This is a genomic window from Pseudomonas tehranensis, from assembly GCF_014268615.1.
Taxonomy (GTDB): Bacteria; Pseudomonadota; Gammaproteobacteria; order Pseudomonadales; family Pseudomonadaceae; genus Aquipseudomonas; species Aquipseudomonas tehranensis.
The window spans coordinates 1-11,270 of record NZ_JABWQV010000161.1 but is presented as its reverse complement, the minus strand read 5'-3'; the positions used below and the strand labels follow the sequence as shown (position 1 = coordinate 11,270).

The 11,270-nt window shown below is 60.4% G+C and carries 8 protein-coding genes; all 8 read left to right on the top strand.

The annotated features are described in order from the left end of the window. Positions 1-504 precede the first annotated feature (504 nt). The 8 genes from HU811_RS19440 to HU811_RS19405 all read left to right on the top strand — a co-directional run bounded on the left by HU811_RS19440 (position 505) and on the right by HU811_RS19405 (position 11,224). Positions 505-2,130 (top strand): ABC transporter substrate-binding protein, encoded by a 1,626-nt coding sequence (locus tag HU811_RS19440; RefSeq protein ID WP_186657559.1) that lies wholly within the window; start codon positions 505-507, stop codon positions 2,128-2,130. A gap of 304 nt (positions 2,131-2,434) precedes the next feature. Beyond that, positions 2,435-4,036: an ABC transporter substrate-binding protein gene (locus HU811_RS19435; RefSeq protein ID WP_092459564.1), complete on the top strand. Its 1,602-nt coding sequence runs from the start codon at positions 2,435-2,437 to the stop codon at positions 4,034-4,036. Positions 4,037-4,205: 169 nt separating this feature from the next. After that, on the top strand, positions 4,206-5,585 hold the full coding sequence (locus tag HU811_RS19430; protein ID WP_186657557.1) for an OprD family porin: 1,380 nt from the start codon (positions 4,206-4,208) through the stop codon (positions 5,583-5,585). A 75-nt stretch (positions 5,586-5,660) separates the two neighbouring features. After that, positions 5,661-7,256, top strand: coding sequence for an ABC transporter substrate-binding protein (locus HU811_RS19425; RefSeq protein WP_186657555.1), 1,596 nt, complete (start codon positions 5,661-5,663; stop codon positions 7,254-7,256). Between the two features lie 76 nt (positions 7,257-7,332). Beyond that, complete coding sequence (locus tag HU811_RS19420; protein WP_092394196.1) at positions 7,333-8,343, top strand: ABC transporter permease subunit; 1,011 nt, start codon at positions 7,333-7,335, stop codon at positions 8,341-8,343. Between the two features lie 10 nt (positions 8,344-8,353). Further along, positions 8,354-9,265: an ABC transporter permease subunit gene (locus HU811_RS19415; protein WP_092394199.1), complete on the top strand. Its 912-nt coding sequence runs from the start codon at positions 8,354-8,356 to the stop codon at positions 9,263-9,265. A gap of 10 nt (positions 9,266-9,275) precedes the next feature. Beyond that, positions 9,276-10,244: an ABC transporter ATP-binding protein gene (locus tag HU811_RS19410; RefSeq protein ID WP_092459570.1), complete on the top strand. Its 969-nt coding sequence runs from the start codon at positions 9,276-9,278 to the stop codon at positions 10,242-10,244. Further along, the gene (locus tag HU811_RS19405; protein ID WP_092459572.1) at positions 10,244-11,224 is read left to right on the top strand and encodes a peptide ABC transporter ATP-binding protein; all 981 of its coding nucleotides are present in this window, start codon (positions 10,244-10,246) and stop codon (positions 11,222-11,224) included. Before HU811_RS19410 ends, HU811_RS19405 begins: the two co-directional genes overlap by 1 nt. The last annotated feature ends 46 nt before the right edge of the window (positions 11,225-11,270 follow it).

Genomic DNA, 11,270 nt, shown 5'->3' with positions numbered 1-11,270 from the left:
CCACGGGTTTGGTGTTCGACGAAGCGTAGGCGTCGGCTGCAAGACCGTCTGCGCAAGCAGGCTCACTCACCATTGGATTGGGGTACAACCGCAAGAACAGGTCGGCTATAAGGCCGCCTCGCGAGCAAGCTTTGCTCCCACAGGTAAGCGGCCAGATACAGTCGCCCGCAATACACACAAAAACCACCCCGCTAAACACGCCAGGACACTTTGGTTGCACCGCTCTACCTCACGGGTTTCAAGAGGTAATACCCGCCCCAACCCGGTGCATCAGCGGCCTCGAGACGCACCGACAAGGAGCGCCACTCAAACCAAAAACGCCCTCGCAAACGATCAAATGCGTCAGAAGTTACACGGATGCGACATTAAGGTACGTACGTGCCACTGTTTCAGGCTTGTAACGGCTCTGGATCTTGCATTGGGTATGGGGCCTGCATAAGTATCCGCAGGTCGACTCACGAGGTCGCCCTCAAATCAAAAATGACAACAAATCATGAGGCCAACATGCTTAAACAAGCGGTCATTCCGTTTTTAGTCGGCGCAGGCTTACTAGCCAGCGCACCTTTCGCCCATGCGGCAACTAACCTGGTGTTCTGCTCCGAAGGGAGCCCGGCCGGTTTTGACCCTGGTCAGTACACCACCGGAACCGACTTCGACGCCTCTGCAGAAACCATGTTCAACCGCCTGACCCAGTTCGAACGCGGCGGCACCGCTGTGATTCCTGGCCTGGCGACCAAATGGGACATTTCCGAAGACGGCCTCACCTACACCTTCCACTTGCGTGAAGGCGTCAAGTTCCACACCACCTCGTATTTCAAGCCGACTCGTGAATTCAACGCCGACGACGTGCTGTTCACCTTCAATCGCATGATCAGCAAGGATGACCCGTTCCGTAAGGCCTACCCGACCGAATTCCCGTACTTCACCGACATGGGGATGGACACCAACATCACCAAGATCGACAAAGTCGACGACCACACCGTCAAGTTCACCCTCAAGGATGTTGACGCCGCGTTCATCCAGAACATGGCCATGAGCTTCGCCTCGATCCAGTCCGCCGAGTACGCCGCCCAGCTGCTCAAGGACGGCAAGGCTGCCGACATCAACCAGAAACCGGTCGGCACCGGTCCGTTCGTATTCAAGAGCTACCAGAAAGACTCCAACATCCGCTACACCGGGAACAAGGATTACTGGAAGCCTGAAGACGTGAAGATCGACAACCTGATCTTCGCCATCACCACCGACCCGTCGGTACGTATCCAGAAGCTGAAGAAGAACGAGTGCCAGGTCACCCTCTTCCCGCGCCCCGCCGACCTCAAGGCGCTGAAGGAAGACAAGGCCCTGAAGATGCCTGACCAGGCTGGCTTCAACCTGGGTTACATCGCCTACAACGTGATGGACAAGATCAAGGGCAGCAACGAGCCGAACATTCTGGCCGACTTGAAAGTGCGCCAAGCGCTGGACATGGCGGTCAACAAGCCACAGATCATCGATTCGGTCTACCAGGGTGCTGGCCAACTGGCGGTCAACGCCATGCCGCCGACCCAATGGTCCTACGACACCACCATCAAGGACGCCAAGTACGACCCTGAGAAGGCCAAGACGCTGCTCAAGGAAGCCGGCGTCAAGGAAGGCACCAACATCACCCTGTGGGCGATGCCAGTACAGCGTCCGTACAACCCGAACGCCAAACTGATGGCTGAGATGCTGCAGTCCGACTGGAAGAAGATCGGCCTGAACGTCAACATCGTCAGCTACGAATGGGGCGAGTACATCAAGCGTTCCAAGGGCGGCGAGAACCAGGCCATGATCATTGGCTGGAGCGGTGATAACGGTGACCCGGACAACTGGCTCAACGTGCTGTTCGGCTGCGACTCGCTGGCCGGCAACAACTTCTCCAAATGGTGCGACAAGAAGTTCGACGACCTCGTCAAGCAGGCTAAGCGCACCACCGACCAGGCCAAGCGCACCGAACTGTACAAACAGGCGCAACACGTCCTCAAGGACGCTGTGCCCATGACACCTATCGCTCACTCGACGGTGTATCAACCCATGCGCGCCAATGTGCAGGACTTCAAGATCAGCCCGTTTGGCTTGAACTCCTTCTACGGCGTCAGCGTCAGCAAATAAAGGTAGGCAACGGCGGCGTTTCTGACGGCGCCGTTGCTTTATCTGCCGAAACCAAGACTCAGGAAAACGCCTACATCCAAAAGCACTGCGTACCACAGCAGCTGGTTTAGGACGTATCGCCTTTTCCCACAAGTCTTTCAGGCGTTACGCATTTACTGCCTGGCCCGCGACTCATACCGTCGGGAGCCAGGTCGATCTGCTGGCGCTGCGGCATTGCTGTTCGCAATGGATTGAACTCAGTGCCCGGACAGATCCCGCAAGGGCGCCGGTCACTGTTAAACACCCCATAGAGAGAGGGAGCGTCATGCGCCATACCTTGGTTTTATCCGCATTGCTGGGCACCGGCCTGCTGGCCGCCACCTCCATGGCCCAGGCCGCCGGCGGCAGCCTGGTGTTCTGTTCCGAAGGCAGCCCCGCCGGTTTCGACACCGCGCAATACACCACGGCCACCGACAACGATGCCGCCGAGCCGCTGTACAACCGCCTGGCCGAGTTTGAAAAAGGCGCGACCAACGTCGTACCTGGCCTGGCGACGCGCTGGGACATTTCCGAAGACGGCCTGAAATACACCTTTCACCTGCGTGAAGGTGTGAAGTTTCATACAACCGATTACTTCACGCCGACCCGGGATTTCAACGCCGACGACGTGCTGTTCACCTTCAATCGCATGCTTGACCCGCAGCACCCGTTCCGCAAGGCCTACCCGACCGAGTTTCCGTACTTCAACGGCATGAGCCTGAACAAGAACATCGCCAAGGTCGAGGCGACCGGGCCGCTGACCGTGGTCATGACCCTCAACAGCGTGGACGCCGCGTTCATCCAGAACATCGCCATGAGCTTCGCTTCGATCCTGTCGGCCGAATATGCTGATCAGTTGCTCAAGAACGGCAAGCCCAGCGACATCAACCAGAAGCCGATTGGCACCGGGCCGTTCGAGTTCAAGAGCTACCAGAAAGACTCCAACATCCGCTACGTCGCCAACAAGCAGTACTGGGCGCCGGAACGGGTCAAGCTGAACAACCTGATCTTCTCCATCAACACCGATGCCTCGGTACGGGTGCAGAAACTCAAGGCCAACGAATGCCAGGTCACCCTGCATCCGCGTCCAGCCGATGTGCCGGCCTTGAAAAACGACCCGAAACTGCAACTGATCGAGAAACCGGGTTTCAACCTCGGCTACATCGCCTATAACACTCGCCACAAACCGTTCGACCAGGTCGAAGTGCGCCGGGCGCTGGACATGGCGGTGAACAAGCAGAGCATCCTCAACGCCGTGTACCAGGGCGCGGGCCAATTGGCGGTCAACGCCATGCCGCCAACCCAGTGGTCCTACGACGACACGATCAAGGACACGCCGTATAACCCGGAAAAAGCCAAGGAGCTGCTCAAGGCCGCCGGGGTCAAGGAAGGCACCGAAATCACCCTCTGGGCCATGCCGGTGCAACGCCCGTACAACCCCAACGCCAAGCTGATGGCCGAGATGCTCCAGGCCGACTGGGCGAAGATCGGCCTGAAGGTGAAGATTGTCAGCTATGAATGGGGCGAGTACATCAAGCGCACCAAGAACGGCGAGCACGATGTCAGCCTGATCGGCTGGACCGGTGACAACGGGGACCCGGACAACTGGTTGGGCACGCTGTACAGCTGCGATGCCATTGGCGGCAACAACTACTCCATGTGGTGTGATCAGGACTACGACAAGCTGATCAAGCAGGCCAAGGTCGTCACCGATCGCGACCAGCGCACCGTGCTTTACAAACAGGCCCAGCAGTTGCTCAAGCAGCAAGTGCCGATCACCCCGGTGGCCCACTCGACGGTCAACCAGCCGCTGAGCACCAAAGTCGAAGGGTTCAAAGTCAGCCCCTTCGGTCGCAACGTGTTCTCGGGCGTCAGTCTGAACCCATAACCGATTAGCCACACAGCGAGGGCCCACTTGGGCCCTCACGCCGACGTCTTGCCGGAATTCGCCGATCTGGCACCGTGCAAACGTTTGCGATGTGCCGATGAGTTGTAAAAACCAATAGCCGTATCACCAAAAAAGACCGGCATTAAAAGAAACAAAAGGAGCTTTACCCATGAAACTGAGCAGCACCGCGTTACTGGCCTTGGCCATCAGCAGCGTCACCGCCACGGCGTACGCAGAATCGCAGAGCCAGGCGTTCAATCCGGTGACCGTCAAGACCACCAGCGCTCAATCCGAAGCCACCGGTTTCGTAGAAGGACAGTCGGTCAGCGGCAGCACTCGCAACTGGTATTCCAACGAATTGCGACGCCGCGGTAGCGCCTTCAGCTATACGCGCGACGGTGTTACACGCAGCGATTCGCGCCGGACCAACTGGGTTCAGGGCACCATCCTGAACTACACCTCTGGCTTCACCCAGGGCACCGTCGGCTTCAGCACCGAAGTCGCTGCCTATAACGCGATCGCGTTGCTTGGTGATCACGATGACATCATGGGCGGTTCCAACCGGACCCTGGCGCACTCCGACGGCGACGCCGTCGACCAGTGGAGCAAACTGGGCCTGGCGAACGTCAAGGCGCGGGTTTCCAACACCACCCTGACCGCCGGTCGTCAAAACTTCAGCAGCCCGATGGTCGACGTCATCGGTAACCGTGCCCTGCCTTCAAGCTTCCAGGGCGTGAGCCTGCACAGCGAAGAACTGGAAAACCTGACATTCGACGTCGCGACCTTCGACCGCAACTCTCCCCGTACCGAGCAAAGCCTCGCCAAATTCCGCTCCGAATACGGCAGTTCCTCGGCCGAAGCTGATCATGTGAACACCGCCGGTATCACTTACCAGCCGTTCGCCAGCCTCACCACCAGCCTGTGGGGCACCCAGGCCGAAGACCTGTGGGACCAATACTACTTCGGCGCCAGCCACGTATTGGGCGACAGCTCGGTGCTGAGCCTGACCACCGGCCTGAACTACTACAGGACTGTGGATTCGGGCAAAAGCAAACTGGGTGATATCGACAACAACACCTACTCCCTGTCGTTTGGCCTGACACACCAGGCCCACAGCCTGACGTTCTCGTACCAGGAAGTGGACGGTAACGAGTACTTCGACTACCTGCACGAAACCAACGGCATCTACCTGGCCAACTCCCTGCTGTCGGACTTCAACGGCCCGAACGAGAAATCCTTCCAGATCGCCTATGGCCTGAACATGGCTGAATACGGCGTGCCAGGCCTGAAATTCAACATCTATCAGGCGCGCGGCTGGGGCATCGACGGGACGCATTACAACAGCACCGGCTATACCGACGTGAGAGCCATGGACGGTGAGCATCATTACGAATACGGCATCGGTGCGTCTTACGCCGTACAAAGCGGCCCGCTGAAAGCTACCGCGGTACGCGCGACCTACACCACGCACCGCGCCAGCGAAAACCAGGCTGATGGCAACCTCAACGAGTTCCGTCTGGTCACCACCATCCCGTTCAACATTCTCTAAACCCTCCGCCGAACGGCCGACTCACAAGGTCGGTCGTTCGGTTTTTTGCGTTTAACCGATTGCAGAGGATTGCCGATGAACATGAATCCCCTACGCGCCGCCATCGCCGCGGCGTTGCTGAGTGTCGCCGTTGGCGCCACGGCCAAGCCCCTGGTGGTTTGCACAGAAGCCAGCCCGGAAGGCTTCGACATGGTCCAGTACACGACTGCAGTCACTGCCGACGCCGTGGCAGAAACCATCTTCAATCGCCTGGCCGACTTCAAGCCCGGCACCACCGAAGTGATTCCGGCCCTGGCCGAATCCTGGGACATCAGTGACGATGGCCTGACGTACACCTTCCATCTGCGCAAAGGCGTCAAGTTCCACACCACCGATTATTTCAAGCCGACCCGCGACATGAATGCCGACGACGTGGTCTGGAGTTTCCAGCGCCAGCTGGACCCGAATCACCCATGGCACAAACTGTCGAGCGTGGGCTTTCCCTACTTTGAAAGCATGGGCTTCAAAGAGCTGCTCAAAAGCGTCGAGAAAGTCGACGAGCACACAGTCAAGTTCAGCCTGACTCGCCGCGAAGCGCCGTTCCTGGCTGATATCGCCATGGCCTTCTCCTCGATCTACCCGGCCGAATACGCCGACCAGTTGCTCAAGGCCAACAAGGCCGGCGATCTGAACAGCAAGCCGATCGGCACCGGGCCGTTCGTCTTCCAGCGCTACAACAAGGACGCCCAGGTGCGCTTCAAGGCCAACCCGGATTACTTCCGTGGCAAGCCACCGGCCGACGCACTGATTCTGGCCATCGCCACCGACAACAACGTGCGCATGCAAAAGCTCAAGACCAACGAGTGCCAGATCGCGCTGTACCCCAAACCCGACGACATCCCCAGCATCAAGAAAGACCCGAACCTGAAAGTCGCTGAGCTGGACGCGATGACCGTTTCCTACACAGCCATGAACACCAGCCACAAATACATGAGCGATGTGCGGGTGCGCAAAGCCATCGACTTGGCCTTCGACAAGGAAGCCTACGTCAATGCGCTGTTCGGCAAGGGCAACGCCACCGTGGCGGTCAACCCGTATCCACCGACGCTGCTGGGCTTCAATCACGACCTGAAGAACCCGCCCCGCAACTTGGACAAGGCCCGTGAGTTGCTCAAGGAAGCCGGCGTACCTGAAGGCACCGTGTTCACTCTGTTCACCCGTAACGGCGGCGGCCCGACCAACCCCAACCCGATGCTCGGCGCGCAGATGATGCAGGCGGACCTGGCGAAGGTCGGGATCAAGGTCGACATCCGCGTGATGGAATGGGGCGAAATGCTCAAGCGCGCCAAGAACGGCGAGCACGACATGGTTTCCGCCGGATGGGCGGGCGATAACGGCGACCCGGATAACTTCCTGACGCCTATGCTCAGTTGCGAAGCGGCCAAGAACGGCGAAAACTACGCGCGCTGGTGCAACGAGCAATTCCAGGCGCTGATCGACCAGGCCCGCGCCACAGTGAACCCCGAGGAGCGCACCAAGCTCTATGAACAGGCCCAAGTGCTTTTCAACCAGGACCAACCGTGGATCAGCATGGCCCACACCCGCATGTTTACCGCAATGCGCAAGAACGTAGAGGGCTATGTGATTAGCCCGCTGACGACCAATAACTTCGCCACCACCCAGGTGAAGTAGATAAGAAAACGCCCGGCGACACTTGACCACAAGCGTCGCCGGGCACGCCTAACCGGCTGATGAGGTACACCTTAAGATGTTTAGTTTTATTGCCCGCCGACTGGGATTGTTGATCCCCACGTTCTTCGGCATCACCCTGCTGACCTTCGCGTTGATTCGCATGATCCCCGGCGACCCCGTGGAAGTGATGATGGGCGAACGTCGGGTCGATCCCGAAATGCACGCTCAGGCAATGGAACGCCTTGGCCTGAACAAACCGCTGTATGCCCAGTACCTGGACTACATCGGCAAACTGGCCCAGGGCGATCTCGGCGAATCGCTGCGCACCCGCGAAAGCGTCTGGACCGAGTTCAGTTCCCTGTTTCCCGCGACCCTGGAACTGTCCCTGGCCGCCCTGTTGTTCGCCGGTATCCTGGGCCTTTTGGCCGGGGTGATCGCGGCACTCAAGCGAGGATCCCTGTTCGACCATGGGGTGATGGGCATCTCCCTGGCGGGGTATTCGATGCCGATCTTCTGGTGGGGCCTGATCCTGATCATGTTCTTCTCGGTGTCCCTGGGCTGGACGCCGGTGTCGGGGCGGATCGACCTTTTGTATGACATCGAGCCGAAAACCGGCTTCATGCTGATCGACACCCTGCTGGCCGATGAGCCGGGCGCGTTTCTCGATGCTCTGCACCACCTGATCCTGCCGGCCATCGTGCTGGGCACTATTCCACTGGCGGTGATCGCCCGCATGACCCGCTCCTCGATGCTCGAAGTGCTGCGCGAAGACTACATCCGCACCGCCCGCGCCAAAGGCCTGTCGCCGTCGCGCGTGGTGTTCGTGCATGGCCTGCGCAACGCACTGATCCCGGTGTTGACCGTGGTCGGCCTGCAAGTCGGCACCCTGCTGGCCGGCGCGGTCCTGACCGAAACGATCTTCTCCTGGCCGGGCATCGGCAAGTGGCTGATCGAAGCCATCGGCGCCCGGGACTATCCCGTGGTGCAGAACGGCATCCTGTTAATCGCCTGCCTGGTGATTCTGGTCAACTTCGTCGTGGACGTGCTCTACGGCTTTGCCAACCCACGTATCCGTCACCAGCGCTGAGATCAAAACCATGAGTACTCCAACTACCTCGGTAGCAGTCGATCAAAGCCTGCTGTATCCGTCCCCGTACAAAGAATTCTGGCAGGCGTTTTCCCGCAACAAGGGCGCCGTGGCCGGGCTGATGTTCATGATCCTGATCGTGTTTTGCGCGCTCTTTGCCCCGTGGGTCGCCCCCCATGACCCGAGCGAGCAGTACCGCGACTTTCTGCTGACCCCGCCGGTCTGGCTCGAAGGCGGTCAGATGCAGTTCCTGCTGGGCACCGACGAACTGGGGCGCGATTTGCTCTCGCGGCTGATCCAGGGTTCGCGCCTGTCGCTGCTGATCGGCTTGTCGTCAGTGGTGATGTCGCTGATCCCGGGCATCCTGCTAGGCCTGTTCGCCGGGTTCTTCCCGCGTCTGCTCGGCCCGACCATCATGCGCCTGATGGACATCATGCTCGCCCTGCCTTCGCTGCTGCTGGCCGTGGCGATTGTCGCCATCCTCGGCCCAGGCCTGATCAACACCGTGATCGCCATCGCCATCGTGTCGCTGCCGTCCTACGTGCGCCTGACCCGCGCCGCCGTGATGGGCGAGCTGAACCGTGACTACGTGACTGCCGCGCGCCTGGCCGGTGCCGGCCTGCCACGCCTGATGTTCATCACCGTGCTGCCCAACTGCATGGCGCCGCTGATCGTGCAGGCAACCTTGAGCTTTTCCTCGGCGATCCTCGACGCCGCCGCCCTGGGCTTCCTCGGCCTCGGCGTCCAGCCGCCCACCCCGGAGTGGGGCACCATGCTGGCTTCGGCCCGGGACTACATCGAACGCGCCTGGTGGGTGGTGAGCCTGCCTGGCTTGACCATTTTGCTCAGCGTGCTGGCAATCAACCTGATGGGCGACGGTTTGCGCGATGCGCTGGACCCGAAACTCAAGAATGCCGCCTGAGGAGATTCCCATGTCACTGCTAGAAATCAAGAATCTCAACGTTCGCTTCGGCGACGCCACCGCCGTCCCGGTGGTCGACGGTCTGGACCTGACCGTGGAAAAAGGCGAAGTCCTGGCTATCGTCGGCGAATCGGGCTCGGGTAAATCCGTGACCATGATGGCGCTGATGGGCCTGATCGAGCACCCCGGCATCGTCACCGCCGACGCGCTGAACTTCGACGGCAAGAACATGCTCAAGCTGAGCAGCCGCCAGCGCCGGCAGATCGTCGGCAAGGATCTGGCGATGGTCTTCCAGGACCCGATGACCGCGCTCAACCCCAGCTACACCGTGGGGTTCCAGATCGAAGAAGTGCTGCGCCTGCACCTGAAAATGTCCGGCAAGGCCGCCCGCCAGCGCGCCATCGAACTGCTGGAGAAAGTCGAAATCCCCGGCGCCGCCAGTCGCATGAACGCCTATCCCCATCAACTGTCCGGCGGCATGAGCCAGCGTGTGGCGATTGCCATGGCCATTGCCGGCGAGCCAAAACTGTTGATCGCCGACGAACCGACCACCGCCCTGGACGTGACCATCCAGGCGCAGATCATGGACCTGCTGCTGGCCCTGCAGAAAGAGCAGAACATGGGCCTGGTGTTGATCACCCATGACTTGGCCGTGGTGGCTGAAACCGCCCAGCGCGTGTGCGTAATGTACGCCGGTCAAGCCGTGGAAGTGGGCAAGGTGCCGGAGTTGTTCGACATCCCCGCGCACCCGTACAGCGAAGCCCTGCTGGCGGCGATTCCCGAACACAGCATGGGCGCCGAGCGCCTGGCGACGCTGCCAGGCATCGTCCCCGGTCGTTACGACCGTCCGCAAGGCTGCCTGCTGTCGCCGCGCTGCCCCTACGTGCAGGACAACTGCCGTCAACAGCGCCCAGCCCTTGACCCGAAAGCCGCCAGCCTCGCCCGCTGCTTCTACCCGTTGAACCAGGAGGTGGCGTGATGGCCGTCGTACTTACCGCCCGTGACCTGACCCGTCATTACGAAGTGTCCCGTGGCATGTTCAAGGGCCATGCCACCGTTCGCGCCCTCAACGGTGTGTCGTTCGAGCTGGAAGCCGGCAAGACCCTGGCCGTGGTGGGTGAATCCGGTTGCGGCAAATCCACCCTCGCCCGCGCCCTGACACTGATCGAAGAGCCGTCCACCGGCTCGCTGAAAATCGCCGGCCAGGAAGTGGCCGGCGCCAACAAGGCCGAACGCAAGCAGTTGCGCAAAGACGTGCAGATGGTCTTCCAGAGCCCGTATGCGTCCCTCAACCCACGGCAGAAAGTCGGTGATCAACTGGCCGAGCCTTTGCTCATCAACACCAACCTGTCGGCCACCGAGCGGCGGGAAAAAGTCCAGGCGATGATGAAGCAGGTGGGCCTGCGCCCCGAGCATTACCAGCGCTACCCGCACATGTTCTCCGGCGGCCAACGCCAGCGCATCGCCCTGGCCCGCGCCATGATGCTGCAACCCAAGGTGCTGGTGGCGGACGAACCGACATCGGCGCTGGACGTGTCGATCCAAGCCCAGGTGCTGAACCTGTTCATGGACTTGCAGGAGGAATTCAACACCGCCTACGTGTTCATTTCCCACAACCTGGCGGTGGTGCAGCACGTGGCCGACGACGTGATGGTGATGTACCTCGGTCGTCCGGTGGAAATGGGCCCTAACGAGTCCATCTACAGCCGCCCGCTACACCCGTACACCCAGGCGCTGCTGTCGGCCACCCCGACCATCCACCCGGACCCGAACAAGCCGAAGATCAAGATCGTCGGCGAACTGCCCAACCCGCTCAACCCACCGTCCGGCTGCGCCTTCCACAAGCGCTGCCCGTACGCCACCGAGCGTTGCCAGACCGAAGAACCGGCCTTGCGGTTGCTGGATAACCGGCAGGTGGCCTGCCATTACGCCGAACAGTTCCTCGACGGCGCGGCGTAAGGCTAAAAGGCAGAAAAGCACCTGTGGCGAGGGAGCTTGCTCCCGC

What these genes read in the sequence shown, in the direction of transcription:
- HU811_RS19440 (WP_186657559.1), top strand. Translation starts at nt 505, where the DNA reads ATGCTTAAACAAGCGGTCATTCCGTTTTTAGTCGGCGCAGGCTTACTA.
- HU811_RS19435 (WP_092459564.1), top strand. Translation starts at nt 2,435, where the DNA reads ATGCGCCATACCTTGGTTTTATCCGCATTGCTGGGCACCGGCCTGCTG.
- HU811_RS19430 (WP_186657557.1), top strand. Translation starts at nt 4,206, where the DNA reads ATGAAACTGAGCAGCACCGCGTTACTGGCCTTGGCCATCAGCAGCGTC.
- HU811_RS19425 (WP_186657555.1), top strand. Translation starts at nt 5,661, where the DNA reads ATGAACATGAATCCCCTACGCGCCGCCATCGCCGCGGCGTTGCTGAGT.
- HU811_RS19420 (WP_092394196.1), top strand. Translation starts at nt 7,333, where the DNA reads ATGTTTAGTTTTATTGCCCGCCGACTGGGATTGTTGATCCCCACGTTC.
- HU811_RS19415 (WP_092394199.1), top strand. Translation starts at nt 8,354, where the DNA reads ATGAGTACTCCAACTACCTCGGTAGCAGTCGATCAAAGCCTGCTGTAT.
- HU811_RS19410 (WP_092459570.1), top strand. Translation starts at nt 9,276, where the DNA reads ATGTCACTGCTAGAAATCAAGAATCTCAACGTTCGCTTCGGCGACGCC.
- HU811_RS19405 (WP_092459572.1), top strand. Translation starts at nt 10,244, where the DNA reads ATGGCCGTCGTACTTACCGCCCGTGACCTGACCCGTCATTACGAAGTG.